This is a genomic window from Bradyrhizobium sp. MV1.5 (assembly GCF_055807615.1).
The window spans coordinates 14,809-39,683 of the sequence record NZ_JBVVPL010000053.1 but is presented as its reverse complement, the minus strand read 5'-3'; the positions used below and the strand labels follow the sequence as shown (position 1 = coordinate 39,683).

Below are 24,875 nucleotides of genomic sequence, written 5' to 3'. Positions count from 1 at the left end.
GACATATGGATGCAAGCGATCCGATCAAACCTCACTAAGCTCTTGTGCCACGGGGGCCGTCCACATATGGGTCCTGGATCAGCGCTCACTCCGCTCGCTTGTCCAGGACGACGAGTTGTTTGCTGGATGGAGTCAGATCTCCACCACCTGCCCGGGCTTCATCGCCACAAATCTTTGCTGCGGAACCTTCGCGGCATCGAGTGCCTCGACCAGCGCCTTCGCTGGCGCATCGATTGCCTCATCCGTCAGCTGAAACGTGCCGTGGTGATGCCCGAGTGCGGCCTGCGCGCCGCAATCCGCCAGCGCCTTCACCGCGTCTTCCGGGTTCATGTGCTGATCGCGCATGAACCAGCGCGGCTCGTAGGCGCCGATCGGGAGGATCGCCAGGCGTAACGGCCCGTGCTTCTCGGCGACGCGGCGGAAATGCCTGCCATCGCCATAGCCGGAATCGCAGACGACGTAGATTTTCCCCGCAGGCGTCTCCAGCACGAAACTCGCCCACAGCGCCTTGTTGCGATCGAACATACCGCGCGCCGACCAATGCCGGGTCGGCACCAGCGTCACGGCAATACCGCCGCCGAGCTCGACGCGATCGTGCCAGTCGAAGGCTTCCACCTTGATCGTCGCATCGGTGCTGCGCATCGTGACGTCATTGCCGAGCGGGGTCACCACACGCGGCGCAAAATTCTTGGCGAGCCGCGACAGCGTCGCCATGTCGAGATGATCGTAATGGCCGTGCGAGACCAGCACGACATCGATCTTCGGCAGCTTGTCGAACACAATGCCGGGATCGTTGTGCCGCTTCGGCCCGGCAAAGCTGACGGGCGAGACCCGCATCGACCAGACGGGATCGACGAGAATGTTGAGGCCGCCGGTCTGGACCAGCCAGCTGGCGTGGCCGACGAAAGAGAGCCGCACCTTGTCGCCGTCGACGCGGTCCGGCGGGGTGTCGGCATGGGGACTCGGCACCCAATCCGGCCAGCTCGCGCGCTGCCGCTTGCCGCCGAATTGCCAGCGCAGGACCTCACGAAGCGATTTAGGCGGCACGCCGTCCGGATCGAAGAAGTTCAGGCCGTCGAAATGGTCGGAGACCGGGCCGTCATAGGTTTTCATGCGGGACATCCAAAGGGAGGGCACGCCGACCAATGCGCCGGCACCGGCGAGCAGTCCGAACAGGCGGCGGCGGGTGATCGGCACGGATCTGGCTTCAGGGATGGTCGGGACGGTAAGGCATCACCGCTATATGGGCGGGGTCTGCGGAAAAGGAACCCGCCGCCGGAAAGTTCATCTTTTCAAGGCTTTGCCTTCCAAAGCGGCCCCGGCCACCCTAACTTTTCTTGACTTTCGGGCGGCAGCGGCGTTTAACCCGGCCACTTTCTCGGAAAGGCTTTCTTTTCGACCCGCCCACTGGCCCCAGAGGCCAGAGGCCAACGCCCGACAGCGCGATGCGCCCTCGGGCGTAAAGGTGTTTGGAAGATCGCTTCGCGAAGTTGTCATCCCCCGCGAAGGCGGGGGATCCAGTATTCCAGAGGCAGCTCGGCTTGAGCCGACGCGCCGCGGCGTACTGGATGCCCCGGTCAAGCCGGGGCATGACGACGGTGAATACGGCAACCCTGCTTAGGCAGGACAAGGGACAACGGCATTGTTCGACAATCTGTCGGAACGGCTTGGCGGCATTCTCGATCGTCTGACGGGGCGCGGTGCGCTGACCGAAAAGGACGTCGACGCCGCGATGCGCGAGGTGCGCCGCGCACTGCTGGAAGCCGACGTCGCGTTAGAGGTGGTGCGCAGCTTCACCGAGCGGGTCCGCGAGCAGGCCATCGGCGCCACCGTCGTCAAGTCGGTGACGCCAGGCCAGATGGTGGTCAAGATCGTCCATGACGAGCTGATCAACACGCTCGGCGCCGAAAGCCAGACCATCGACATCAATTCCGTGCCGCCGGTGCCGATCATGATGGTCGGCCTGCAAGGCTCCGGCAAAACCACCACCACCGCAAAGCTTGCCCGTCGCATGGTCCAGCGCGACAAGCGCAAGGTGCTGATGGCCTCGCTCGACATCTACCGTCCCGCGGCGATGGAGCAGCTGGCCGTCCTGGGCCGCGACCTCGACATTCCGACACTGCCGATCGTCACCGGCCAGCAGCCGGCCCAAATCGCGAAACGCGCGCTGGAGGCCGGCAAGCTCGGCGGCTACGACGTCGTGCTGCTCGACACCGCCGGCCGCACCACGCTCGACGAGGAGATGATGGCGGAAGCGGCGGCCATCAAAGCCGCCGCCAATCCGCATGAAGTGCTGCTGGTCGCAGACAGCCTCACCGGCCAGGACGCCGTCAATCTCGCCCGCGCCTTCGACGAGCGCGTCGGCCTCACCGGAATCGTGCTGACACGAGTCGACGGCGACGGCCGCGGCGGTGCGGCGCTGTCGATGCGCGCGGTCACCGGCAAGCCGATCAAGCTGCTCGGCACCGGCGAAAAGACCGACGCGCTGGAGGATTTCCATCCTGATCGTATCGCCGGCCGCATCCTCGGCATGGGCGACGTGGTCTCGCTGGTCGAACGCGCGGCCGCCAACATCGACGCCGAAAAGGCCGCGCGCACCGCCGAGCGGATGCGCAAGGGTCAGTTCGACCTCAACGACATGCGCGAGCAGCTGTCGCAGATGGCCAACATGGGCGGCATCAGCGGGCTGATGGGCATGATGCCCGGCATCGCCAAGATGAAGAACCAGATCGCGGCCGCCGGCATCGACGACAAGATCTTGAAGCGTCAGGTCGCGGTGATCGATTCCATGACGCGCGACGAGCGCCGTCATCCCGATCTGCTCAAGGCCAGCCGCAAGAAGCGCATCGCCGCGGGTTCCGGCCAGAGCGTCGAGCAGGTCAACAAGCTGCTCAAGATGCACCGGAACATGGCCGACATGATGAAGGCCATGGGCTCCGGCAAGCGCGGTCCGCTCGCCGGCATCGCGCAGGCGATGGGCTTTGGCGGTGGCATGAAGCCGCCGTCGCCGGAAGAGATGAAGGCGCTGCAGGAGAAGATGCAGGGTGGCGGCGGACAAGGTCTGCCCAACCTGCCGAAGGATCTACCTGCCGGGCTACGCCAGGGTCTGCCGAACGTTCCCGGCCTGACCGGACTGAGCGGCAAGCCGATGCTGCCGGGCCTCGGCGGTTTCCCCGGCAAGAAGAAATGAGGAATTCGTCGCGGGAGATCGCAACGGTCTCGCGCAACGCGGAATACCAATCAACCGAACAAAACGTACTTTGAAGGAGAACTTAGATGTCCGTCGTTATCCGTCTCGCCCGTGCAGGCACCAAGAAGCGCCCCGTCTATCACGTCGTCGTCGCCGATTCGCGCTTTCCCCGCGATGGCCGCTTCATCGAGCGTCTCGGCTATTTCAACCCGCTGCTGCCGAAGGACAACGAGACCCGACTGAAGCTCGACATGGACAAGGTGAAGGCCTGGCTCGCCAAGGGCGCGCAGCCGTCGGACCGCGTGTCCCGCTTCCTCGACGCCGCCGGCGTCAAGAAGCGCGAAGTGCGCAACAACCCGGAAAAGGCCGTGCCGCGCAAGGAGCGCAAGGCGCAGGCCGAAGCCGCCGCGAAGGGTTAAGGCGCTTCGATGGCCGGGCCTTCATGCTTCGAGACGCACGGTCTGTGCCGTGCTCCTCAGCATAAGGGTCTATCTCCTCATCCTGAGGAGCCGCGAAGCGGCGTCTCGAAGGACGAGGCCAGCTGATGTCTCAGCTCGTCTGCGTCGCGCGGATCGGCGCCGCGCATGGTGTGCGCGGCGCGGTCAAACTGTGGACCTTCACCGAAGATCCCTTTGCTGTGCGGAGCTACGGCCTGCTCTCGTCCAAGGACGGCAAGCGCCAGTTCGAGGTCGCAACGGCGCGCGCGGCCAAGGATCATCTGGTTGCGACGTTCAAGGGCGTCACGACCCGCGATGAGGCCGAGCGCCTCAACGGCATCGAGCTCTACGTCGCGCGCGAAAAGCTGCCCGCGACGGACGAGGGCGAATATTACCACACCGATCTGATCGGGCTCGCAGCCGTCACCACGGCGGGCGATGCGCTCGGCCGCGTGCTCGCGATCCACAATTTCGGCGCCGGCGACATCATCGAGATCGCGCCGCCCCAGGGCACCACGATGCTGCTGCCGTTCACGGACGCGGTGGTGCCGGAGGTCGATCTCACGGGCGGCCGCGTCGTGATCGCGCTGCCCGAGGAGATCGAGGCAGAGGAAACGGAGGAGGATTCCTCCCCGAGTCGTCCCGGCCTAGTGCGCAACTTGCGCACGGGGGGCCGGGACCCATAACCACCGGCCAGAATTTTTAGCTAAGCTGATCGCTCCAGCCGTCGCAAAACAAAGTGCGGTGGTTATGGGTCCCGGATCTGCGCTCCGCTTGTCCGGGACGACAATAACTGAGATCCGATGACCAACCCCTCACCCTGGCGCGCGACGGTGCTGACGCTGTTTCCGGAGATGTTTCCGGGGCCGCTGGGCGTGAGCCTGGCCGGCCGGGCGTTGGCTGGCGGGCTCTGGGAGCTTGAGGCGCGGGACATCCGGACCTCGGCCACCGACCGCCACCGCAGCGTCGACGACACCCCGGCCGGCGGTGGGCCGGGCATGGTGCTTCGGGCCGATGTTCTGGCGGCCGCCATCGATTCCGCCGGGATCGGCCCGGACCGGCCGAAACTGCTGATGAGCCCGAGGGGTCGGCCATTGACCCAGGCCCGGGTTGTCGAACTCGCCAAGGGCCCGGGTCCCCTGATCGTCTGCGGGCGGTTCGAGGGGGTGGACCAGCGCGTGATCGACGGGCGGGGCCTGGAGGAGGTCTCGATCGGGGATTACGTGCTCTCCGGCGGCGAAATCGCGGCCCTGGCCCTGATCGACGCCTGTGTTCGGCTGCTGCCCGGCGTCATGGGCAAGGAAGCCTCGGGAACCGAGGAAAGCTTTTCGGACGGCCTGCTCGAATACCCCCAATACACCCGCCCGCAGCTGTTCGAGGGGGCACCGATCCCGGAGATCCTGACCTCCGGCGACCATGCCAAGGTCGCCAGCTGGCGGCGCGCCGAATCCGAGGCCCTGACGGCGGCCCGGCGACCGGATTTGTGGGCCCAGATCCCGAGCAAAGTCCCGAATCGGGCCGGACGCCAAAAAACGCCAAAAAACAAGACAGACGGGTGACAAACGCTCCGGCTTGCCTTATAGCAGCGGCCACATCCGCAATGGCTGGATAAACGAATTTCGCGCAGCCCCCGTTTTCCAAGGCTGGGCGCGCCGATGGAGATTTACCCATGAACCTGATCCAACAGCTCGAAAAAGAGCAATTCGACAAGCTCTCCGCCAGCAAGGAGATTCCGGAATTCGGTCCCGGCGATACCGTGATCGTCAACGTGAAGGTCGTCGAAGGCGACCGCACCCGCGTGCAGGCCTATGAAGGCGTTTGCATCGGCCGTTCCGGCGGCGGTCTCAACGAGAGCTTCACGGTGCGCAAGATTTCGTACGGCGAAGGCGTGGAGCGCGTGTTCCCGGTGATGTCGCCGATGATCGACTCGATCAAGGTGGTGCGCCGCGGCAAGGTGCGTCGCGCCAAGCTCTATTATCTCCGCAACCTTCGCGGCAAGTCGGCCCGCATCGTCGAGAAGAAGCAGGACCGCCCGGCTGCTGCCGTCAACGAGTAAGCTCCGCTTACAGGCGAGTTATCGAGAGCGCGGGGCCAAACCCCGCGCTTTTTTGTTGGCTGTTCGCATGTCTCGACCCTCATCCTGAGGAGCGCGGAACGCGCGTCTCGAAGGATGCAGGCCCGCCTGTGGCCTCGCCCTTCGAGACGCGCGCTGAGGCGCGCTCCTCAGGGTGAGGGGCATGTCTTGCGCGAGCCTTGAAAGCCCTCGCGATTCCGGTTCGGCCTGCTATATATTCTTGGAATGTTTCCAGATTTGACCAGCCTCTCGCCCGTCAAGCGCGTCGTCATCGACGATCGTTCGCGGCTGCCCGGCCGGTTCTTCGGACGCTTCGCGACCTCGGCAACGTCAGAGCTTACGCGCGCAGCCTAAAAGCTGCGCTGACGATTTTGTTGCCCCGCGCGCCAGCCGCGCAACCCGCTCTACACACCATTCCTGGAGCTGACGCTCATGTCCAAGCCGACCACATTGTACGACAAGATCTGGAACGACCATCTGGTGCACGAAGCCGAGGACGGCACCTGCCTGCTCTATATTGATCGCCATCTGGTGCACGAGGTCACCTCACCGCAGGCGTTCGAAGGCCTGCGCGCCACGGGCCGCAAGGTCCACGCGCCGGAGAAGACGCTGGCCGTCGTCGATCACAACGTGCCGACCACCGATCGCACCAAGCCGAACCCCGACCCTGAAAGCATCGAGCAGATCAAGGCACTGGCCGACAACGCCAGGGAATTCGGCATCGAATATTACGACGAGTTCGACAAGCGCCAGGGCGTCGTCCACGTCATCGGCCCCGAGCAGGGCTTTACGTTGCCCGGCACCACCATCGTCTGCGGTGACAGCCACACCTCGACGCATGGTGCGTTCGGCGCGCTCGCGCACGGCATCGGCACGTCGGAAGTCGAACATGTGCTGGCGACGCAGACGCTGATCCAGAAGAAGGCGAAGAACATGCGCGTCACCGTCGACGGCAAATTGCCTGACGGCGTGACGGGCAAGGACATCATCCTCGCCATCATCGGCGAGATCGGCACCGCTGGCGGCACCGGCTACGTGCTCGAATACGCCGGCGACGCGATCCGCGCGCTCAGCATGGAAGGCCGCATGACGGTCTGCAACATGTCGATCGAAGGTGGCGCGCGCGCCGGCCTGGTCGCGCCGGACCAGAAGGCGTTCGACTTCCTGCGCGATCGTCCGAAGGCGCCGAAGGGCGCGGATTGGGACGCGGCGATGCGTTACTGGGAGAAGTTGCGCTCGGACGAAGGCGCGCATTTCGACCACGAGCTGCGGCTCGATGCAGCGAAGCTGCCGCCGATCGTGACCTGGGGCACTTCGCCTGAGGACGTCATCTCGGTCACCGGCAGCGTACCCGATCCCGACACGATCGCGGACGAGGCCAAGCGTCTCTCCAAGCACCGTGCCTTGAAGTACATGGGCCTGACCGCGGGGACGAAGATCACCGACATCAAGCTCGACCGCATCTTCATCGGCTCCTGCACCAACGGCCGGATCGAGGATCTGCGCGCCGCCGCCAAGATCGCGGAAGGCAAGCAGGTCGCAGGCGGCGTCAACGCCATGGTCGTGCCGGGCTCCGGCCTCGTGAAGGAGCAGGCCGAGGCTGAAGGTCTGGACAAGATCTTCATCAAGGCCGGCTTCGAATGGCGCGAGCCCGGTTGCTCAATGTGCCTCGCGATGAACCCCGACAAGCTGGCTCCGGAAGAGCGTTGCGCCTCGACCTCGAACCGCAATTTCGAGGGCCGTCAGGGCTTCAAGGGCCGCACCCATCTGGTGTCGCCAGCGATGGCCGCAGCCGCGGCGATCGCGGGTCACTTCGTCGACATCAGGGAGTGGCGGTAAGCCGCTCGCTTTAATTTGAGCGATCGCGGCAAACCGCCGTTAATCGGCAGCGCCGACACTGCGTCCTCGCGAGGGTTTCGCGAGGACACGAGCTCATGGCCAGCAAGCCTGAATATGTCGATCTGATCAGCGCGGCGACGCCCCAGCATCGGCGGCGCGCCGCGCCGCTGCGCATGGTCGCCAAGCCCGAGGTCGAGGAGACCTCGAAGCTCAGCCGCTGGCCGCCGGCGATGTTCAAGCAGTGGAAGATCGAGAACCTGACGCGATGGACGTCGGCGACGTGGAAACTGAAGGACTGGCTTTAACCGACGTTCTCCGTCATGGCCGGGCTCGTCCCGGCCATCCACGTTCTTCGACTTGCACAGAAAGATCGTGGATGCCCGAGACAAGCCCGGGCATGACGACACAACTCACATCACCAATAGCGGTACGGATGGTGCCAGCGATGCCAGCGGCAGACGCGGCGCGGGCCGTAGTAGGTCCAGATGACCCGGCAGCGGCGCGGATGGCTGTAATAGGGATAATAGCCGCCATAGTAGCGCCGGTGGAAATGGCGATGGCCGTAATAGGCGGGGCGATAGCCGCCATAGCGGTGATAGCCGCCGTAGTGATGAATTCCGCCGTAGCGATAGCCGCCGCCATGAAAGGCGGGCGCGGCGCGGAAGCCGCCAGCGTGGAAACCACCGCCGCGGAAGCCGCCGATATGTCCTCCGCCACCGTGGAAGCCGCCGCCACCGTGGAAACCGCCGCCGCCATGGAAGCCGCCGCCACCATGCCCACCGCCGCCACCGCCGCCGTGGCGAACCTGGATCATGTCGTCACTTGCGGCCTTCGCCGCAGGCAACGCGGTCGGATTGACTGGAGTCATCGCTTCAGCAGGACGCGTCGTTCCGGCCGACAGCATCAGCGTCGCGGCGGCCGCGATCCCGAGCAAGCGCATCGGGCTTGCCCTGAGACCCAATATTCTCAGCATGGACTTCTCCCTGAATCTGGACAGCAGAGTTGCGACGCTCGTTCGCGTCGCGCGTCAGCGCTGTTCATTGACGGCCGCTCCCAAGATTAAATTAGGGACAGCGACGTGAATGCCTCATGAATGAACAACGTGCCGGCCTCGCGCCGCGACGTCATCACCACGGTCCGAAGCCAAGCACGAACGGTGCAGGCACGCCGTAAGGGTAAGGACGGTAGTAGACAGGCCGCGCATAGTAATGCGGATCAGGACGCGGGGCGTATCGCACGACGTCGGACCGCACATGTCGGCGCCCGTCGAACACCGCGCGCCCGGCCGACGCATCGGGCAGCTTCGTCACCCTGTGCGCAGCGGACGCGTGAGGCAGGCCTGCGGCAAGCCCGACGGCAACCGCCAATGCGAACCATTTTGTCATGACGACCTCCGCCTGCAACACGGCACTTCATCGGAGCGCGACGGCATCGCGCTCGTATCAGCCTCGGCGCCAGTAGCAGCTCATATGCGGCACGATCACCGTGCCGCTCGGACGATATTCCTGCACATAGGTGGCGTTGCACTCGCGGACCGCGTCGGGACCGGGGTTGTAGCGGGGATAGACGCCATCCGGACTGTAATAGGGCGTGACGCGCAGGCGCGCCGGCGGCCGCTTGCGCGGCGGCGGCAGATCGTCTCGCGAGGCCGCCTGGGCCAGCCTGATCCCGGGAGCCGCGGTCTGGGCCTCCGCGCCAACGCAAAACTGCGAAAACAACCCCATGCACAGTAGCGTCAGCGCTGTTTTCGCTCGCATTTTCCCGCCCATTTGAACGTCCACTTCGAGGCCCTACGCTCCCCGTTTTGACGGCGCCCGTCAACCTCGCCGCGCTTATAAAGCCGGATGCATCGCCGCGAAACCCACGCTATGAGAAGCCCATGTGGACGGAATTGAAAGCGCCCTCGCTGGCCGAGATGGAAGCGATGGCACATGAAGTGTTCGAACGCCTGCCGGCGGAGTTTCGTAGGCTTTGCGAGGGCGTGATCATCCGCGTCGACGACTTCCCCACCGAGGAAGTCCTGGACGAAATGGAATGCGAGAGCGAGTTCGACCTGCTCGGCCTGTTCCAGGGCGTCGGCCTGCCGCAGCAGAGTTTTGGCGACGTGGCGCGGCTGCCCAACATGGTCTGGCTCTACCGCCGGCCGATCCTGGATTACTGGGCCGAGCACGACGAAAGCCTCGGCCATATCGTCCGCCACGTCCTGATCCACGAGATCGGCCATCATTTTGGCCTCTCGGACGACGATATGGGCGCGATCGAGGCTCAAGAGCCCGGTTAGGCAGACGAGATCTGCCGAATTCGGCCTAGGATTTCCGCCCCGATCGCGATAAATACCGGTTCCCTAGACCACCCCGGGAAAGCGCAACCATGGACAAGTTCACCACGCTGGAAGGCGTCGCGGCGCCGCTGAAGATCATCAATGTCGACACCGACATGATCATTCCGAAGCAGTACCTCAAGACCATCAAGCGCACCGGTCTTGGCAAGGGGCTCTTCTCCGAGCAGCGCTACAAGGACGACGGCAGCGAGAATCCTGATTTCGTCCTCAACCAGCCGGCCTATCGCAATGCGAAGGTGCTGGTCGCCGGCGACAATTTCGGCTGCGGCTCGAGCCGCGAGCACGCGCCCTGGGCGCTGCTCGACTTCGGCATCCGCTGCGTGATCTCGACCTCGTTCGGCGACATCTTCTACAACAACTGCTTCAAGAACGGCATCCTGCCGATCCGCGTGGCCCAGGAAGACCTCGACAAGCTGTTCGACGACGCCGAGCGCGGCGCCAACGCGACGCTGACGATCGACCTGCCGAACCAGGAGATTCGCGGTCCCGACGGCGGCAAGGTCAAGTTCGAGATCGACCCGTTCCGCAAGCACTGCCTGATCAACGGCCTCGACGACATCGGCCTGACCATGGAGAAGAAGGCCTCGATCGACACCTATGAGGAGAAGCTCAAGCGCGAACGTGCCTGGGCCTGATCTCAAGTTTTTATTCGAGCCCCGGTGCTACAAGCGCCGGGGCTTTTTCTTTGTCCTGATTATCCCATATCTCTCGAGCATGATCTTGTCGGAAAACCGCTGCACACTTTTCCGGATCATGCTCTAAGCTCCGCGCATGCTGCCTGACGTCGTCACCTTCTGGCACGGCCCGATGGACGCCCTGCGCCAGACCTGTCTGCGCTCGCAGCTGGCTGCCGGCCACAAGGTCACGGTCTACAGTTTCGACACCATTCCGGGCCTGCCCGCCGGCGTCGGCAACGCGGACGCCGAGGCGATCCTGCCGCATGCGTTCTCGGAACGATTGCGGCCGCCGCAGCCGGACGGCAGCTGGCGCGACTGGACCACGCTTCAGTTCAGCGACTTCTTCCGCATGAAGCTGATGGCGAAGAGCCTCGGCCTGTGGCTCGACGCCGACGTGCTGCTGCTCAAACCCGTCGAGATCGATCCGGCAAAGCCCTATTTCGCGTGGGAGCGGCCGCGCCAGCTCGGCAACTCCGTGATTTACCTTCCGCCCGGGCATGGCATCGTTGCCGCCTTCGAAGAGCTGATGGAGCAGGAGGAGCTGACGCCGAACTGGCTGTCGCTGCGCCATCGCGTCACGTTCGCGATGCGCCGCCTGCGCGGCGGCTCGAACCGCCTCTCCGACATCCGCGTCGCGATCTTCGGGCCGGCGGCACTCACCGCGCTCGCGCGCCGAACCGGCGAGCTGCACTGCGCCTTGCCGAAGCAATCGTTCTACGCCGTGCATGCCGAGCCAAAACTGTTCTTCGATCCCTCGAGCTATCTCGGCTTCGTCACCGACCGCGAGATCATCGGCCTGCACATCTCGCCCAAGGGCCGTGGCGGCGAGAAACCGATCCCGGGCAGCCTGTATGCGTGGGCGGCGGAGCGGTTCGCGTAATTTTCTCCGCTGTGCGGCGCACTCGTGCCCCGCACGCAGCGCAGCGCGAAGCGGTGCGTTGCTGAGCCGGGGCCCAGCATGAGGCGAGATGGGTCCCGGCTCTGCGCAGCAGCGTTTCACGCTGCGGCGCGTCCGGGACACCGGATTCCAATTTGATCCAGCGCAACGCGCACCTGCACCATTGTGCCTAATCTCGCTACAATTCCGCTATTCGAATGGAGCTTCGCATGAGCACCGCAAGCAGGCCTTATCCCATTGTCCAGGACCTCATCGAGTCCTTTGCAAGCTGGCTGAAGCATCGCCGCGAGCTGAACGAGATCCGGCAGCTCGACCGGGCTGATTTCGATCGGATCGCGCAAGATCTGCGGATCGCGCCTGACGATCTGGAAGAGCTGGTCCGCCACGGCAAGCACTCCGCCGACGAGCTGCCGAAGATGCTGGAGCAGCTCGGCATCAGCGCCGAAGGGCTCGGCCGCGCGCATCCGCTGCTGCTGCGCGACATGGAGCGGGTGTGCGCTCTTTGCAGCCACAAGGGCCAGTGCGATCGCGAGCTGGCCGACGGCACCGCCGCGGAGAACTACCACGGCTTCTGCGCGAATGCCTCGACGCTGGAGTCGCTCGATCGCGCGGATCACGCGCGTCGCTAACGGGAGCGGATTTCTGCGACAGCGGACGAACGGATAGCGGCCGCTCTCCTCGGACACCAGCCGTTCCTACTCGCGTTCGACGGCCGGCCTTGCAAATCCCGTAGCAGACCGTCAACGCGGTTCGCGCGAAGATCAAGCACTAGCGGCCATCGCGGCAGCTTCCGCTGCGGCGCGCTGCATGCTGGTCGACATCTCGTTGGTCACAGTGCTTTGCTCTTCGATTGCCGCGGCCGTCGACGTCACATATTCGCTGACGTTGTTGATGGCCGTCTTGATCGAAGCCAGGGCGGTGACGACGTCTCCCGAGATGCCGTTGAGGCTACCGATCTCGGCACCGATCTTGTCGGTCGCCTGCTTGGCCTGGTTAGCGAGGCTCTTGACCTCCGAGGCCACCACCGCGAAGCCCCGACCGGCTTCGCCGGCGCGGGCGGATTCGATGGTGGCGTTGAGCGCCAGGAGATTGATCTGCCCGGTGATGTTGTTGATGAGCTCGACGATCCCGCTCATCGCCAGCGCCGCTTCCGTGAGGCGCTGGGCCTGGGCGTCGGCGGCGGCGACCTGATCGACCGCACTGCTGGCAGTTTGGCGGGACTTGGTCATGGCCTCGGAGATCTCCCGCACCGAGGCATTCAATTCCTCCGAACCCGCGGCGACCGATTCCATCATGCCGCGGACGCGCTCGTTGCCCATGCGGACCAGCACCTGCTTCGTGACGTCGGTCGCATATTTCACGACCTTGAACGGCTTGCCGTTGAGATCCATGATCGGGTTATAGGAGGCCTGGATGTAGACCTCCTTGCCGCCCTTGCCGATGCGCTTGTATTCGGCCGCCTGGTACTGACCGCGGTTGAGCGCCGCCCAGAACTCGCGATAGCCATTGCCATCGCGCTCCGAGGGCTCGACGAACATGCTGTGGTGCTTGCCTTTGATCTCCGCCAGCGAATAGCCGAGCGCGCCGAGGAAGTTGGCGTTGGCGGTGATGATCGTGCCGTCCATGTTGAACTCGATCACCGCCTGCGCCTTGTCGATCGCCGCGATCTGACCGGCGAGATCGGCGGTCTTTAGCTTCTCGGCGGTGACGTCGGTGGCGAACTTGACGACGCCGAACGGCTTGCCGTTCTCGTCGAGCAATGGATTGTAGGAGGCGAGGATCCAGACCTCGCGCCCCCCCTTGCCGATCCGCTTGTATTCGCCGGACTGGTATTCGCCGCGGTTGAGCTTGGCCCAGAGTTCGCGATAGGCCGAGCCGTCGTGCTCGCTCTGGGGTACGAACAGGCGGTGATGCTTGCCCTCGATCTCGGCGAACGAATAGCCGAGCGCCTTGCAGAAATTCTCGTTCGCCGTGACGATGGTGCCATCGAGCTTGAACTCGATCACGGCCTGCGCACGGCTGATGGCGGCGATCTTCGACGCGTCCGCCATGCTGCGGATCTTCTTCGCGGTGATGTCGGTCGCAATCTTGGCAACCATCACCGTCTTGCCGTTGCCGTCGAGCACCGGATTGTAGGACGCTTCGATCCAGACCTCGCGGCCGCCTTTCGCGATTCGCTTGAACTCGCGCGCCTGATACTCGCCGCGGTTCAACGCGCCCCAGAACGCCTTGTACTCGGCGCCGTCGCGCTGGTCGGCGGGAACGAACATGGAATGATGTTTGCCCTGGATTTCATCGAGCCGATAGCCGAGGGCGTCGAGAAAATTCTTGTTAGCCGTGATGATGGTCCCGTCAAGATTGAATTCGATCATGGCCTGCGAACGGCCGATTGCTTCAATCTGAGATTGTGCATCGATGCGGGATTTACGACCGAACATTTCATCGCTCCGAAATTGATGCTTCGTCGGCAGCGCATGTGCTTCCAAACGGTTTAAGCATTCATGGTCTTGCTCGGGATTTCGTAGGGACCAGCTGTTCGTCCGATACGCGACCCTGCGCATGAAGCAGATAAACGAATCGAATTATCAGAGTATTTGTCCGATCGAAGACACGGTGGCCGGATTCTGCCAGCTCGACCGGCCGGGCAGAGTCGCATCGAGCTTTGCGGACGCCTCAGAGAGGCCAGTGGCCCTGAACTGCGAACGCCGGCCCGAGATCGTTATCGGTATTCGGCAAAGCGGCCGGCATTATTCGCTCTCACCCCGGCTTACGGTGATCCATGAGCACAAGAAAAACGTTCAGACATTTGCGTCGGGTGTCCAGACATTTTGTCGCAGCGGCACAACTTCGCATGCAGGTTCACGCTCCGGCTAGTGTCAACCACTCCCGCGGCGTCATGCCATGCAATTTCCAATTGGTAGCGCCGGAATGGCGATCCAGTAGTTTGAGCCTTTGAGGATTCTGATTTGGGCGGCGTCTCTTATCTCGACCGATATCCTTTGCTTCAATCCTGCGATAGCGAGTTCGCGCGCGACCGCCTGTTCGCCGAATATGGCGCCGACCGCTTCGACAGGCACGGCCGCGAGTTCGGTATCCAGGCCAATTTCGCTCGTTTGCAATCGACCGGCCTCGCGTTCTGCAGCTACGACGGCGCGGCGTCGCTCTCCTTTCCCGAATCGCAAGTTCTCCGCCAGATGTTTTCCATCCAGGGGGCTGCGAGCTTCAGGACCAATGGGAGCAGCGAGTCCATTGGCGCCTTTAGTCCGATCATCTCCGGAGACGCCAGGCTGGATCTGGAGTTTGCGCCCGGCTATCGCCAATTGGTGCTGAGGATCGATGCCGGCGCACTCGAGCGGTTGCTGAAGACAATCCTGGGCGATGATAGCGACATGGAGCTGCGCTTCGTCCCTGGCGAAGCTGATCCGGCGGTGATGACTTATGTTCGTCAGGACGTCTTCAGATTCGCGGAGGAGTTGGACAGGTTCGGACAGGATTACTCGCCCATAGCCATCGGCGAACTTGAGCGGGCGTTGATGGTGCGGATCCTTCTGGCGCACCGGCACAATTTCACCGATCGGCTTCAGGGCCCGGCGCCGGGCGCCAACCGGTCCGTCATCGACATCGTCGAATCCTACATCGAGGCTCATTGGGACAAACCAATCGACCTGGAGAAGATTGCCGCAATCGCCAACGTCAGTGTGCGGACGATTTATCGGGAATTCTCCGTGACGGGGCGGGGATCTCCGGGCCAGTGCGCGCGGCGCATCAGGCTTCAGCGCGCGACGGAACTCTTGCGACATCCCGATGAGCAGACCAGCGTCGTTGCCGTCGCGTTCAAATGTGGCTTCCAAAATCTTGGGCGCTTTGCATCGGAATATCGGCGAGCGGTCGGCGAGCTGCCATCCGAAACCTTGAAGAATGCGAGACGGAGGCAGTGACGCGACGACGCAATTCCTGAATTCGCAGCAAAGCGCCGTCGAAAGCGGCGAGTCCTCAGCCCCTGCCCATCGCCGCAATCGCGTCCGCGATCTCGATCGTGCGCCGCGCCATGTCGGCGTGCAGGCGCTCCACCATGGCGCCGTCGAGACGGATCGCGCCGCGCGAGACGTTCTCCGGCAGTTCGAACGCCGCGATGATCTTTCGGGCGCGCGCGACTTCCTCTTCGGGCGGGGTGAAGATCGCGTTGCAGGCTTCGATCTGCGAGGGATGGATCAGCGTCTTGCCGTCGAAACCGAGATCGCGGGCCTGCGCGCATTCGGTGGCGAAACCGTCGGAATTGGCGATGTCGCTGTAGGGGCCGTCGAGAATTTCGAGGCCATGGGCACGCGTCGCCAGGATGCAATGGGTGATCATCGGGATCATCGCGGCGCGGCCCGGCAGCATCTTGATGCGCGTCTCGCGCGAGATGTCGTTCGGGCCGAACACGAAGCCTGACAGGCGCCGCGCTGGATCGCGCCCCGCGGCCGCCAGCTCTTCGGCATGCAGCACAGCGCGTGCGGGCTCGATCATGGCCCAGACTTTTACGGGCGGCGCCGCGCCGAGCTCGGCGAGGCGGCGGCCGATCGTTTCGAGGTCCTCGACGCTTGAAACCTTTGGAACCAGGATTCCGTCGGGCGAGGCCTTCGCCGCCATCGCGACGTCGTCGGCCCACCAGGGCGTGTCGAGGCCGTTGGTCCGGATCAGAATCTCGCGCTTGCCGAACCCTTTGGCCGTGATCGCGGCGGCGATGCCGTCGCGCGCCACCGCCTTGGCATCGGGCGCGACCGAGTCTTCAAGATCGAGGATCAGGCCGTCGGCTGCGAGATTACGCGCCTTTTCCAGCGCGCGGGGGTTGGAGCCGGGCATGAACAGATGGCTGCGGCGCGGGCGGGTCATGCAAGCGTTCCTTCCGTTTCCTCGTCTTACTTCCGACCGAAGCCGATAGCACTTGGCCTGCCTATTCGAAAGGCTTGTTCGCCCCAGCGGTATATGATTAGGCATAGGCCATGAACACATTCCCAGAGCATTTGCTGGAAGGCTACAAGGCCTTCGCCACCCAGCGGCTGCCGACCGAGCAGACCCGCTACCGCGAGCTGTCGGTGAAGGGGCAGTTCCCCGAAGTGATGGTGATCGGCTGCTGCGATAGCCGCGTCTCGCCCGAAGTGATCTTCGACGTCGGGCCGGGCGAACTTTTCGTGGTCCGCAACATCGCCAATCTGGTGCCGGTGTATCAGCCCGACGGCAACGCGCATGGCGTCTCGGCGGCGCTGGAATATGCCGTGACGGTGCTGAAGGTGAAGCACATCGTGGTGCTCGGGCACGCCCAGTGCGGCGGCATCCGCGCCTTCGTCGACAAGATCGAGCCGCTCACGCCGGGCGACTTCATCGGCAAATGGATGCAGATGTTCATCAAGCCGGGCGAGGTGGTCGAGCAGCGCGACCACGAGACCATGGCGCAATTCGTCGAGCGGATCGAGAAGGCCGCGGTGTTCCGCAGCCTGGAAAACCTGATGACCTTCCCCTTCGTGCAGAAGGCGGTCGATTCCGGCCAGATGCAGACCCACGGCGCATATTTCGGCGTCGCGGAGGGATCGCTGTTCGTGCTGGACAAGGCCGCGAAGGAATTCAGGAACGCGCGAAGCGTGGCGTAAGCCTGCCTCGGCTCGGCTTGAATTCGTAGGGTGGGCAAAGCGTAGCGTGCCCACCGCTTCTATCGCGATCGTGGAGAGATGGTGGGCACGGCGCTCCGCGCCTTTGCCCACCCTACGGCAGCGGAGTTACGCCGCCTTCTTCTTCGCGCTGATCAGCTTGCGGTTGATCAAAACTTCCGCGATCTGGATCGCGTTGAGCGCGGCGCCCTTGCGTAGATTGTCCGACACGCACCACAGCACGAGGCCGTTCTCCACCGTCGCGTCCTCACGGATGCGGCTGATATAGGTAGCGTCCTCACCGGCGGCTTCATACGGGGTGGCGTAACCGCCGGGCTCATGCTTGTCGATGACGAGGCAGCCCGGCGCCTTGCGCAGGATGTCGCGCGCTTCGTCCGCGCTGATCGGGTTCTCGAACTCGATGTTGACGGCCTCGGAATGGCCGACGAAAACAGGCACGCGCACGCAGGTCGCGGAGAGCTTGATCTTGGGATCAAGAATCTTCTTGGTCTCCGCCATCATCTTCCACTCTTCCTTGGTGTAGCCGTCCTCCATGAAAACGTCGATCTGGGGGATGACGTTGAAGGCGATGCGCGCGGGAAACTTCTTATTGACCAGCTCCTGGTTGGTGTACACGGCCTTGGTCTGCGAGAACAGTTCGTCCATCGCATCCTTGCCGGCGCCCGACACCGATTGATAGGTCGAGACCACGACGCGCTTGATCGTCGCCTTGTCGTGCAGCGGCTTGAGCGCGACCACGAGCTGCGCGGTCGAGCAGTTCGGATTGGCGATGATGTTCTTCTTCTTGAAGCCCGCGGTCGCGTCCGCATTCACTTCCGGCACGATCAACGGCACGTCCGGATCCATGCGCCAGGCCGAGGAATTGTCGATCACGACGGTGCCGGCGGCGCCGATCTTCGGCGACCATTCCTTCGACACCTCGCCGCCCGCCGACATCAGGCAGATGTCGACGTCGGAGAAATCGTAATGCTCGAGCGCTTTGACCTTCAGCGTGCGGTCGCCGTAGGAGACCTCGACGCCCATGCTGCGGCGTGAGGCCAGGGCCACCACCTCGTCCGCGGGGAATTTGCGCTCATCGAGAATGTTGAGCATTTCCCGTCCGACATTGCCGGTCGCGCCGACGACTGCGACTTTGTAACCCATCGTTCACTCTCCGACGAAAAAGCTCTTTCCTGAAGCTGAGGCTTAAACAGGAAGAGCAGCGCTTCTATGCGAGAACCGGCCTCAAGACAACGTTGGACCATGCCTTAGGGACGTGGATGCAGTCGCCCGAGGCCAGCACGGCCGCAAACCCCACCCAGATCCATCTGGCGCTTGCAGCCTTCGCCGACGAGGTCGTCGGCACGCTGGCGCGCCTGTTCGCCTATGTGGGGATTTTGGTGCTGTTTGCCATCCTCGGCCTTGCGGCACTCGGCCAGCTGCCAAACTTGAGCGACGATGAGCCGGTGCTGAAGCCGGGTTGGAGCGTGGCCGACCGCTCGCCTCCGGCCTTCGCCCTCAGCCGGCTCGATTCGTCAGAAAGAACAGCCTCTTACACCATCCTCAGGCACCCCGAAGGCGGCCGCAGGGACGTGATGCGCTGGGCGGGCGAGGCGGACAAGCCCATGGCCGAACTCATGGCGGAGCTCGAGATCTACCGGGAAGGCGGCGAATTCGACGTGGCGCGTCCGGCAGCAATGGATCTGGCCGTCCGGATGGGACTGGGCACCGCGACCCCCTTGGAGCAGGCCGGCCTGATCGACACGAAATTCGGCCCCGTCGCCCTGTTCCGGCCGACCGGCACCGCGGAGGGCGCGCGGGCCTGCCTCGGCTACCTCAAGCGCAGCGAGGAGCCGGCACTCCAGATCTCCGGCTTCTCCTGCCAGGGCGACAGCCTGCCCGCCCGGCGCGCGGCGATCGCCTGCACGCTGAACCGGCTGACGCTGCTGACCTCGGGCAACGAGCCGAAGCTGGCCGAATTGTTCGCCCATGCGGAGCTGAAGCGCCGCCCCTGCGCGCTCCCAAGCGCGTCGGACTGGCTGCTCGGCGCGGCCAATGCGCAATTGCGCGGCGCGCTCTGACCGGCATCAAGCTCAAGTGGCTGTATCCATGCAACTTTTGCCGACGCGCACGATTATTCAGCGCTGGTGTGACCCAATAGACCTAGTTGCAGCCGCCCCGGCCGGGTTAGTATGAGGGCGAAATTGATTGGCGGCTTGCCGCCTGAAGGGGACGTGATGAGCTCGAATTTCTCTGCCGCGAACAAACTGGCGATGTGGCTTGCGGCCGGCGCCGTGATTGCCATGTCCTCAGCCTTCGCGACACCCGCCTCGGCCGACACCAAGAAGCAGCGCTATGACAGCGGCCGTCACTATTACGGCCCGAGCGGCCCCAATTCGAGCTATCAGCAGGGCCGCACCCGCATCTATGTGAGCAAGCGCTCCTGGCTCGACGGCGGCACCGAGGTCAATCCCGGCGACCGCAAGTTCTCGGACTACGCCTTCCCGCCGGCGGTGGGCTATCCGACCTTCGCGCGCGAAAATCTCAACCGCCCGATCGATCGCCAGCCGCTGAGCACGCCGCAGGATGTTGGCGGCTATCCGCAGAATTTCCCGCTGTACTGAGGCGGACAAATCGACCGAATCAAAATGGCCGGGCTCGCGCCCGGCCATTTTTGTTTGTGATGTAGCCCGGATGGAGCGAAGCGCAATCCGGGATTTTCGACGCGTGGCAAGAACCCCGGATTTCGCTTCGCTCCATCCGGGCTACGACTCTAGGCGTGCAGCTTCTGCAATTCCTTCAAGATCGCTTCGCCCATCTGCGTGGTCGATGCGGGCGTGGTGCCTTCCGACTTGATGTCGGCGGTGCGCAGGCCGCTGGCCAGCACCGCGGCGATCGCGGCGTCGACCTTGTCGGCGAGATCGCCCATGTCGAAGGAGTAACGCAGCGCCATGCCGAAGGACGAGATCATCGCGATCGGATTGGCGAGGCCCTGGCCTGCGATATCGGGCGCCGAGCCGTGCACGGGCTCGTACAACGCCTTGCGCTTCTTGCTCTTGACGTCGACCTCGCCGAGTGATGCCGAGGGCAGCATGCCGAGCGATCCCGTCAGCATCGCAGCGATGTCGGACAGCATATCGCCGAACAGATTGTCGGTGACGATGACGTCGAACTGCTTCGGCCACTTCACCAGCATCATGCCGCCGGAATCGGCGAGCTGGTGCTCGAGCGTGACGTCGGGGTATTCGCGCTTGTGGACCTGGGTCACGACCTCGTTCCAGAGAACGCCCGACTTCATGACGTTGCGCTTCTCCATCGACGTCACCTTGTTCTTGCGCTTCTTCGCAAGCTCGAAGGCGACGCGGGCGATGCGCTCGATCTCATAGGTGTCGTAGACCTGGGTATCGATGGCGCGCTTCTGGCCGTTGCCGAGATCGGTGATGGTCTTGGGCTCGCCGAAATAGACGCCGCCCGTGAGCTCGCGCACGATCATGATGTCGAGGCCCTCGACCGCCTCGCGCTTCAGGCTCGAGGCATCCGCCAGCGCCGGGTAGCACACCGCGGGACGGAGGTTGGCGAACAGACCGAGATCCTTGCGCAGGCGCAGCAGGCCGGCTTCCGGGCGCACCTCGTAGGGCACCGCGTCCCACTTGGGACCGCCGACCGCGCCGAAGATGATCGCGTCGGCGTCCTTGGCCTTGGCCATGTCGCCTTCCGAGATCGACACCTTGTGCGCGTCATAGGCCGAACCGCCGACGAGGCCGGTGTCGGTCTCGAACTTGGCGATCCCGGCCGAATTGAGCCAGTCGATCAGCCGCTTCACCTCGCCCATCACCTCGGGGCCGATACCGTCGCCGGGAAGCAGCAGCAGTTTGTGGGTCGCCATGGTCGTTTCCTCTGAGGTCGATTTCGGCCGGAGTGCTAGAGCGGCGATGCGTGCTTGGCAAGACACCATTGCCGCCTCGCGGCTGTGCAAGGCGGGCAGGGCCTGCCACACTGCGCATGCCGGAGTACCCCTTGCACGCACCTGACCGCCCTCCACCCGATGCCCATCCCGCGCGGTTGATCCTGACCCTGTCGCTCGCGGCGACGGTCGGGCTCGGGATCGGCCGCTTCGCCTATTCGCTGGTGCTGCCCGACATGCGGGAGGACCTCGGCTGGTCCTACTCGGCGGCCGGTTTCATGAACACCATCAACGCCGTCGGCTATCTCGCGGGCGCGCTTGTGGCGTCCCGGCTGATCCAGCGCGTGGGCTGGTCGGCCGCGATCCGCGGCGGAACCCTGGCCTGCGTCGCCGCGCTCGCGACTTGCGCGCTGACCGGGAATTTCGTCGCGCTGAGCCTGGCCCGTCTAGTGCTGGGCGTGGGCGCCGCGGCCGGCTTCGTCGCCGGCGGCGCGCTGGCCGCTTCCATCGCGCAGTCGCGCCCGGAGCGGGCCAATTTCCTGCTCAGCCTGTTCTATGCCGGGCCCGGCATCGGCATTCTCTCCTCCGGGCTAATCGCCCCGTTCACGCTGCAATATTTCGGGCCGGGCTCGTGGTGGATCGTGTGGTGGGCGATGACCCTGCTGTCCGTCGTCATGACCGTGCCGCTGTTCCTGGTCCGCATCGAGAGCGGCGTGCGTTTCTCGCAAGGCAGCCACGGCGCCTTCGCGATTTTTCCCGTGCTGATCTATCTCGCAGGCTACTTCCTCTTCGGCGCCGGCTACATCGCCTATATGACCTTCATGATCGCCTATGTGCGCGACGGCGGCGGCGGGGCCGCGGCGCAGGCCGCGTTCTGGAGCCTGATCGGCTTGAGCGCCTTCGTCACGCCGTGGGCCTGGCGCCGCGTGCTCGCGCTCGATCGCGGCGGGCTGGCCACCGCCATCATCCTCGGCACCAACGCGCTCGGCGCCGCCGTGCCAATGCTCGGGCATTCGCCGGCATGGCTCGCGGTCTCCGCGATCGTGTTCGGTGTCGCCTTCTTCGCCGTGGTCGGCTCGACCACCGCCTTCGTGCGCTTCAACTATCCGCCCGAGGTGTGGCCGACCGCGATCGCGGCGATGACGATCTCGTTCGGCGTCGGCCAGACGCTCGGCCCGATCGTTGTCGGCGCGATCACGGACGCGCTGGGGAGCTTGAGTTACGCGCTGAACGTGTCGGCGGCGCTGCTGGCGCTGGGCGCGGTTGCGGCGCTGTGCCAGCGGAAGGTGGGGCCGGCCAAAAGACCGGTGCAGTAGGGTGGGTTAGCCGAAGGCGTAACCCACCACTTCTTTCGCCGCGGAAACAAAAGAGGTGGGTTACGCCGAGCAGATGCGCTTCGCGGATCTGCAGGGCTAACCCACCCTACTGCAGCTTCGCCGGAGCGACGATCAGCTCCCGCTGAACGAATTGTACCCCTGGTCTTCCCAATAACCGCCCTTGTAGTCGTTGGTGACTTCCATCGACACCACGTATTTCGGGTTCTTGAAGCCGAGCTTGGTCGGCACGCGGATCTTCATCGGGAAGCCGTAGGCGCGCGGCAGGATTTCGCCGGCGTATTTGAACGTCATCTGGGTCTGCGGATGCAGCGCGGTGCGCATGTCGAGCGGAGAATTGTAGCCGTCCTTGTCGGCGCACTGGAACCAGACGTATTTGGCGCGCGTGTCGGCGCCGATCAGCTTGAGGAAGTCGCGCATCGGCGTGCCGGTCCAGCTGCCGATCGCGCTCCAGCCCTCGACGCAGATGTGACGGGTGATCTGCGTGACCTGCGGCAGCTTGTACAATTCCGGAAGCGTCCAAGACTTCTTGTTGTCGACGAGGCCGCGGACCTCGAGCTTCCAGTCGGCACCGTCGACGTCAGGCGCGTCGTCGAGATCGTAATAGGCGTTGAACGGAAACGGCTTTGTGATCGCGCTCTCGGGAAACGTCGGCGCCAGCGCGTCGGGATTGAAGATGAAGGCCTGTACGGCGTCGTTGAATTTCGAGACGGATTTCAGCATCTCCTCGGCGGAGGACGAGTCGATCACGTCGCAGCCGGTGAGGAGCGTCAGCGCCCCTAAGCTGGCGCCGCCCGCGATGAAGCGGCGGCGGGTGACATCGGGCATCGTCTTGATGGAATCCTTGATCAGCAGCCGCTTGTCGACGCCGGGGATCAGGAATGAGCGCTTCGCCATGACTCTCTCTCCGCTCTAGCGGCCGATGATCATCGCGCGCAGGCTCTTCGGCACCAGCAGCGCGAGTAAAACGTGAATGACGAGGAAGGCGCAGATCGCGGCCATGCAGAAGAAATGGATGTAGCGCGCGGTCGGATAGTCGCCGAACAGGGACACGAGCCAGTGCAGCTGCACCGGCTTCCACATTCCCAGCCCCGACAGCACAATGATCACGCCGATCAGGATGATGCCGGCATAGAGCGTCCGCTGCACGTAATTGTAGACGGTGAGGTCGGCATGGCCGAGCTTGAAAGTCAGGGCAGCCCTGACATCGTGGAGCACGCCGGACGGGGTGATCGGCAGCAGTTTTTTCCGGAAGCGGCCGGTGGCAAAACCGGTGACGAGATAGGCGAGGCCGTTGATCATCAACAGCCACATCGCCGCAAAGTGCCAGAGCAGGCCGCCGCCGAGCCAGCCGCCGAGCGTGTAGTCGCGCGGAAAGCTGAAACCGAACAGCGGCGAGGCGTTGTAGATCTGCCAACCCGACAGGATCATCAGGATCATGGCGAGGGCGTTGATCCAGTGCATGACCCGGACCCAGGCCGGCTGGATCACTTTGGCCGGGGTGGCGCTGACCTGCTCGTCGGTGACAGTGAGGCTCGACATGGCGGTTCCGTCCTGAACATCGTCTGACAGCAATTATACGCCGATGCGTCAGCTTTCGTTACGCCCTGCCCGGCATCGAATCGATACCGGCGGGGTATCATGTTCACAATAAAGCGAGCCGGGCACCCCCGGCTCGCCATTTCGTCGCATCCGGTTCGGGGGATGAAGCCGGACCGCGCGGTATTACGTCGCCGGCATCAGCACGGTGTCGACCACATGGATCACACCGTTCGACTGGTTGACGTTGGAGATCGTCACCATCGAGGTGCCGCCCTTGGCGTCGACGATCCAGACCTTGCCGTCCATCTTCTTCACCGTCAGCTCCTCGCCTTCGGCGGTCTTCATCTTCTTGCCGTCGGTGAGGTCGGACGCCTCGAGCTTGCCGGGCACGACATGATAGGTGAGGATCTTGGTCAGCGTCGCCTTGTTCTCGGGCTTGACCAGAGTGTCGACGGTGCCGGCCGGCAGCTTGCCGAAGGCGGCGTTGGTCGGTGCGAACACCGTGAACGGGCCCTTGCCTTCCAGCGTCGGCACCAGGCCGGCCGCCTTCACCGCCGCCACCAGCGTGGTGTGGTCCTTCGAGTTGACGGCGTTCTGGACGATGTTCTTGGACGGGAACATCGCGGCGCCGCCGACCATGACGGTCTTTTCCTCGGCGCGGGCGGGCGCGACAACCGTCGCGGTGATGGCCAGGGTGCTGAACGCGGCGGCAGCGAGATAGGCAATGCGCTTCGACATGGAGGGTCTCCCGATTGGATTGTGACCGGCGATTGCCGGCGTTCGAGTGGGCAACAACGGTGGCTGCGACCTGTGAGCGCAAAGCAGCAGCGACGTCGTTGGCTCGAATTACGGGAGGGTTTGCGAAGCGGTTTCGAACAAAACTTCTTTGTGATGCGTGAAACTAAGTGCGGGTGTGTTCGTGGGGTGAGGCGTTGTAGCCCGGATGGAGCGAAGCGTAATCCGGGTTGTTGCATACGGAGGGACTGGTCCCGGATTACGCTTCGCTCCATCC

The 24,875-nt window shown here is 64.1% G+C and carries 27 protein-coding genes; 16 read left to right on the top strand and 11 right to left on the bottom strand.

What is annotated here, in order from left to right; genetic code table 11:
• Positions 1-132: 132 nt before the first annotated feature.
• Positions 133-1,197, bottom strand: coding sequence for an MBL fold metallo-hydrolase (locus AC0L2J_RS31045; RefSeq protein WP_473395533.1), 1,065 nt, complete (start codon positions 1,195-1,197; stop codon positions 133-135).
• A gap of 445 nt (positions 1,198-1,642) precedes the next feature.
• Between AC0L2J_RS31045 and ffh the strand changes: the two genes are divergently transcribed.
• The 7 genes from ffh to AC0L2J_RS31010 all read left to right on the top strand — a co-directional run bounded on the left by ffh (position 1,643) and on the right by AC0L2J_RS31010 (position 7,845).
• Positions 1,643-3,190, top strand: a complete 1,548-nt coding sequence (ffh, locus tag AC0L2J_RS31040) for a signal recognition particle protein (protein WP_063992342.1) — start codon at positions 1,643-1,645, stop codon at positions 3,188-3,190.
• A gap of 86 nt (positions 3,191-3,276) precedes the next feature.
• Complete coding sequence (gene rpsP, locus AC0L2J_RS31035; RefSeq protein WP_007598827.1) at positions 3,277-3,609, top strand: 30S ribosomal protein S16; 333 nt, start codon at positions 3,277-3,279, stop codon at positions 3,607-3,609.
• A gap of 125 nt (positions 3,610-3,734) precedes the next feature.
• Positions 3,735-4,313, top strand: a complete 579-nt coding sequence (rimM, locus tag AC0L2J_RS31030) for a ribosome maturation factor RimM (RefSeq protein ID WP_063992341.1) — start codon at positions 3,735-3,737, stop codon at positions 4,311-4,313.
• Positions 4,314-4,430: 117 nt separating this feature from the next.
• Positions 4,431-5,186, top strand: a complete 756-nt coding sequence (gene trmD, locus AC0L2J_RS31025; RefSeq protein WP_063992340.1) for a tRNA (guanosine(37)-N1)-methyltransferase TrmD — start codon at positions 4,431-4,433, stop codon at positions 5,184-5,186.
• Positions 5,187-5,296: 110 nt separating this feature from the next.
• Positions 5,297-5,683: a 50S ribosomal protein L19 gene (rplS, locus tag AC0L2J_RS31020; protein WP_007604265.1), complete on the top strand. Its 387-nt coding sequence runs from the start codon at positions 5,297-5,299 to the stop codon at positions 5,681-5,683.
• 450 nt (positions 5,684-6,133) lie between these two features.
• The gene (gene leuC / locus AC0L2J_RS31015) at positions 6,134-7,540 is read left to right on the top strand and encodes a 3-isopropylmalate dehydratase large subunit (protein WP_473248787.1); all 1,407 of its coding nucleotides are present in this window, start codon (positions 6,134-6,136) and stop codon (positions 7,538-7,540) included.
• Between the two features lie 95 nt (positions 7,541-7,635).
• Positions 7,636-7,845, top strand: coding sequence for a hypothetical protein (locus AC0L2J_RS31010; RefSeq protein WP_007604263.1), 210 nt, complete (start codon positions 7,636-7,638; stop codon positions 7,843-7,845).
• 110 nt (positions 7,846-7,955) lie between these two features.
• Here AC0L2J_RS31010 and AC0L2J_RS31005 read toward each other — a convergent pair whose 3' ends face one another.
• The 3 genes from AC0L2J_RS31005 to AC0L2J_RS30995 all read right to left on the bottom strand — a co-directional run bounded on the left by AC0L2J_RS31005 (position 7,956) and on the right by AC0L2J_RS30995 (position 9,264).
• Complete coding sequence (locus AC0L2J_RS31005) at positions 7,956-8,513, bottom strand: hypothetical protein (protein ID WP_473395532.1); 558 nt, start codon at positions 8,511-8,513, stop codon at positions 7,956-7,958.
• A gap of 154 nt (positions 8,514-8,667) precedes the next feature.
• Positions 8,668-8,925 (bottom strand): hypothetical protein, encoded by a 258-nt coding sequence (locus AC0L2J_RS31000; protein ID WP_473395531.1) that lies wholly within the window; start codon positions 8,923-8,925, stop codon positions 8,668-8,670.
• Positions 8,926-8,982: 57 nt separating this feature from the next.
• Positions 8,983-9,264 (bottom strand): hypothetical protein, encoded by a 282-nt coding sequence (locus AC0L2J_RS30995; RefSeq protein ID WP_035973483.1) that lies wholly within the window; start codon positions 9,262-9,264, stop codon positions 8,983-8,985.
• Positions 9,265-9,419: 155 nt separating this feature from the next.
• On the opposite strand from AC0L2J_RS30995, the gene AC0L2J_RS30990 reads away from it, so the two are divergent.
• From AC0L2J_RS30990 to AC0L2J_RS30975, 4 genes are all read left to right on the top strand, one after another.
• On the top strand, positions 9,420-9,821 hold the full coding sequence (locus AC0L2J_RS30990) for a metallopeptidase family protein (RefSeq protein WP_007604258.1): 402 nt from the start codon (positions 9,420-9,422) through the stop codon (positions 9,819-9,821).
• A gap of 89 nt (positions 9,822-9,910) precedes the next feature.
• Positions 9,911-10,516, top strand: coding sequence for a 3-isopropylmalate dehydratase small subunit (leuD, locus tag AC0L2J_RS30985; RefSeq protein WP_007604257.1), 606 nt, complete (start codon positions 9,911-9,913; stop codon positions 10,514-10,516).
• A 136-nt stretch (positions 10,517-10,652) separates the two neighbouring features.
• On the top strand, positions 10,653-11,438 hold the full coding sequence (locus AC0L2J_RS30980; protein WP_473395529.1) for a glycosyltransferase family 32 protein: 786 nt from the start codon (positions 10,653-10,655) through the stop codon (positions 11,436-11,438).
• A 227-nt stretch (positions 11,439-11,665) separates the two neighbouring features.
• On the top strand, positions 11,666-12,085 hold the full coding sequence (locus AC0L2J_RS30975) for a hypothetical protein (protein WP_473395527.1): 420 nt from the start codon (positions 11,666-11,668) through the stop codon (positions 12,083-12,085).
• A 132-nt stretch (positions 12,086-12,217) separates the two neighbouring features.
• Here AC0L2J_RS30975 and AC0L2J_RS30970 read toward each other — a convergent pair whose 3' ends face one another.
• Positions 12,218-13,894 (bottom strand): methyl-accepting chemotaxis protein, encoded by a 1,677-nt coding sequence (locus AC0L2J_RS30970; RefSeq protein WP_473395526.1) that lies wholly within the window; start codon positions 13,892-13,894, stop codon positions 12,218-12,220.
• A 528-nt stretch (positions 13,895-14,422) separates the two neighbouring features.
• Here AC0L2J_RS30970 and AC0L2J_RS30965 point away from each other — a divergent pair.
• Positions 14,423-15,394: a helix-turn-helix transcriptional regulator gene (locus tag AC0L2J_RS30965; protein WP_473395525.1), complete on the top strand. Its 972-nt coding sequence runs from the start codon at positions 14,423-14,425 to the stop codon at positions 15,392-15,394.
• Between the two features lie 55 nt (positions 15,395-15,449).
• Here AC0L2J_RS30965 and AC0L2J_RS30960 read toward each other — a convergent pair whose 3' ends face one another.
• Positions 15,450-16,331 (bottom strand): HpcH/HpaI aldolase/citrate lyase family protein, encoded by an 882-nt coding sequence (locus AC0L2J_RS30960; protein WP_473395524.1) that lies wholly within the window; start codon positions 16,329-16,331, stop codon positions 15,450-15,452.
• 110 nt (positions 16,332-16,441) lie between these two features.
• On the opposite strand from AC0L2J_RS30960, the gene AC0L2J_RS30955 reads away from it, so the two are divergent.
• Positions 16,442-17,086 carry a carbonic anhydrase gene (locus AC0L2J_RS30955; protein ID WP_473395523.1) on the top strand — a complete coding sequence of 215 codons (645 nt, stop codon included), beginning with the start codon at positions 16,442-16,444 and terminating at the stop codon, positions 17,084-17,086.
• A gap of 126 nt (positions 17,087-17,212) precedes the next feature.
• Here the strand turns inward: AC0L2J_RS30955 and AC0L2J_RS30950 are convergent, their stop codons facing one another.
• Positions 17,213-18,247, bottom strand: a complete 1,035-nt coding sequence (locus tag AC0L2J_RS30950; RefSeq protein WP_007604250.1) for an aspartate-semialdehyde dehydrogenase — start codon at positions 18,245-18,247, stop codon at positions 17,213-17,215.
• A gap of 116 nt (positions 18,248-18,363) precedes the next feature.
• On the opposite strand from AC0L2J_RS30950, the gene AC0L2J_RS30945 reads away from it, so the two are divergent.
• Positions 18,364-19,164, top strand: a complete 801-nt coding sequence (locus AC0L2J_RS30945; RefSeq protein WP_473395521.1) for a hypothetical protein — start codon at positions 18,364-18,366, stop codon at positions 19,162-19,164.
• Between the two features lie 156 nt (positions 19,165-19,320).
• Positions 19,321-19,707, top strand: coding sequence for a hypothetical protein (locus AC0L2J_RS30940; protein WP_027514960.1), 387 nt, complete (start codon positions 19,321-19,323; stop codon positions 19,705-19,707).
• A gap of 149 nt (positions 19,708-19,856) precedes the next feature.
• On the opposite strand, the gene leuB is transcribed toward AC0L2J_RS30940, so the two are convergent.
• Positions 19,857-20,969, bottom strand: a complete 1,113-nt coding sequence (gene leuB / locus AC0L2J_RS30935) for a 3-isopropylmalate dehydrogenase (protein ID WP_473395520.1) — start codon at positions 20,967-20,969, stop codon at positions 19,857-19,859.
• Between the two features lie 131 nt (positions 20,970-21,100).
• On the opposite strand from leuB, the gene AC0L2J_RS30930 reads away from it, so the two are divergent.
• Positions 21,101-22,303: a YbfB/YjiJ family MFS transporter gene (locus AC0L2J_RS30930; RefSeq protein ID WP_473395519.1), complete on the top strand. Its 1,203-nt coding sequence runs from the start codon at positions 21,101-21,103 to the stop codon at positions 22,301-22,303.
• A 132-nt stretch (positions 22,304-22,435) separates the two neighbouring features.
• Here AC0L2J_RS30930 and AC0L2J_RS30925 read toward each other — a convergent pair whose 3' ends face one another.
• The 3 genes from AC0L2J_RS30925 to AC0L2J_RS30915 all read right to left on the bottom strand — a co-directional run bounded on the left by AC0L2J_RS30925 (position 22,436) and on the right by AC0L2J_RS30915 (position 24,601).
• Entirely contained in the window at positions 22,436-23,218 is a 783-nt protein-coding gene (locus AC0L2J_RS30925; RefSeq protein WP_007604241.1) for a molybdopterin-binding protein, read from the bottom strand.
• Positions 23,219-23,233: 15 nt separating this feature from the next.
• Positions 23,234-23,863, bottom strand: a complete 630-nt coding sequence (locus AC0L2J_RS30920; RefSeq protein ID WP_007604239.1) for a cytochrome b/b6 domain-containing protein — start codon at positions 23,861-23,863, stop codon at positions 23,234-23,236.
• Between the two features lie 183 nt (positions 23,864-24,046).
• Entirely contained in the window at positions 24,047-24,601 is a 555-nt protein-coding gene (locus AC0L2J_RS30915) for a fasciclin domain-containing protein (RefSeq protein ID WP_007604237.1), read from the bottom strand.
• Positions 24,602-24,875 lie beyond the last annotated feature (274 nt).

What these genes read in the sequence shown, in the direction of transcription:
- rpsP (WP_007598827.1), top strand. Translation starts at nt 3,277, where the DNA reads ATGTCCGTCGTTATCCGTCTCGCCCGTGCAGGCACCAAGAAGCGCCCC.
- rimM (WP_063992341.1), top strand. Translation starts at nt 3,735, where the DNA reads ATGTCTCAGCTCGTCTGCGTCGCGCGGATCGGCGCCGCGCATGGTGTG.
- trmD (WP_063992340.1), top strand. Translation starts at nt 4,431, where the DNA reads ATGACCAACCCCTCACCCTGGCGCGCGACGGTGCTGACGCTGTTTCCG.
- rplS (WP_007604265.1), top strand. Translation starts at nt 5,297, where the DNA reads ATGAACCTGATCCAACAGCTCGAAAAAGAGCAATTCGACAAGCTCTCC.
- leuC (WP_473248787.1), top strand. Translation starts at nt 6,134, where the DNA reads ATGTCCAAGCCGACCACATTGTACGACAAGATCTGGAACGACCATCTG.
- AC0L2J_RS31010 (WP_007604263.1), top strand. Translation starts at nt 7,636, where the DNA reads ATGGCCAGCAAGCCTGAATATGTCGATCTGATCAGCGCGGCGACGCCC.
- AC0L2J_RS31005 (WP_473395532.1), bottom strand. Translation starts at nt 8,513, where the DNA reads ATGCTGAGAATATTGGGTCTCAGGGCAAGCCCGATGCGCTTGCTCGGG.
- AC0L2J_RS31000 (WP_473395531.1), bottom strand. Translation starts at nt 8,925, where the DNA reads ATGACAAAATGGTTCGCATTGGCGGTTGCCGTCGGGCTTGCCGCAGGC.
- AC0L2J_RS30995 (WP_035973483.1), bottom strand. Translation starts at nt 9,264, where the DNA reads ATGGGGTTGTTTTCGCAGTTTTGCGTTGGCGCGGAGGCCCAGACCGCG.
- AC0L2J_RS30990 (WP_007604258.1), top strand. Translation starts at nt 9,420, where the DNA reads ATGTGGACGGAATTGAAAGCGCCCTCGCTGGCCGAGATGGAAGCGATG.
- leuD (WP_007604257.1), top strand. Translation starts at nt 9,911, where the DNA reads ATGGACAAGTTCACCACGCTGGAAGGCGTCGCGGCGCCGCTGAAGATC.
- AC0L2J_RS30980 (WP_473395529.1), top strand. Translation starts at nt 10,653, where the DNA reads ATGCTGCCTGACGTCGTCACCTTCTGGCACGGCCCGATGGACGCCCTG.
- AC0L2J_RS30975 (WP_473395527.1), top strand. Translation starts at nt 11,666, where the DNA reads ATGAGCACCGCAAGCAGGCCTTATCCCATTGTCCAGGACCTCATCGAG.
- AC0L2J_RS30970 (WP_473395526.1), bottom strand. Translation starts at nt 13,894, where the DNA reads ATGTTCGGTCGTAAATCCCGCATCGATGCACAATCTCAGATTGAAGCA.
- AC0L2J_RS30960 (WP_473395524.1), bottom strand. Translation starts at nt 16,331, where the DNA reads ATGACCCGCCCGCGCCGCAGCCATCTGTTCATGCCCGGCTCCAACCCC.
- AC0L2J_RS30955 (WP_473395523.1), top strand. Translation starts at nt 16,442, where the DNA reads ATGAACACATTCCCAGAGCATTTGCTGGAAGGCTACAAGGCCTTCGCC.
- AC0L2J_RS30950 (WP_007604250.1), bottom strand. Translation starts at nt 18,247, where the DNA reads ATGGGTTACAAAGTCGCAGTCGTCGGCGCGACCGGCAATGTCGGACGG.
- AC0L2J_RS30945 (WP_473395521.1), top strand. Translation starts at nt 18,364, where the DNA reads ATGCAGTCGCCCGAGGCCAGCACGGCCGCAAACCCCACCCAGATCCAT.
- AC0L2J_RS30940 (WP_027514960.1), top strand. Translation starts at nt 19,321, where the DNA reads ATGAGCTCGAATTTCTCTGCCGCGAACAAACTGGCGATGTGGCTTGCG.
- leuB (WP_473395520.1), bottom strand. Translation starts at nt 20,969, where the DNA reads ATGGCGACCCACAAACTGCTGCTGCTTCCCGGCGACGGTATCGGCCCC.
- AC0L2J_RS30925 (WP_007604241.1), bottom strand. Translation starts at nt 23,218, where the DNA reads ATGGCGAAGCGCTCATTCCTGATCCCCGGCGTCGACAAGCGGCTGCTG.
- AC0L2J_RS30920 (WP_007604239.1), bottom strand. Translation starts at nt 23,863, where the DNA reads ATGTCGAGCCTCACTGTCACCGACGAGCAGGTCAGCGCCACCCCGGCC.
- AC0L2J_RS30915 (WP_007604237.1), bottom strand. Translation starts at nt 24,601, where the DNA reads ATGTCGAAGCGCATTGCCTATCTCGCTGCCGCCGCGTTCAGCACCCTG.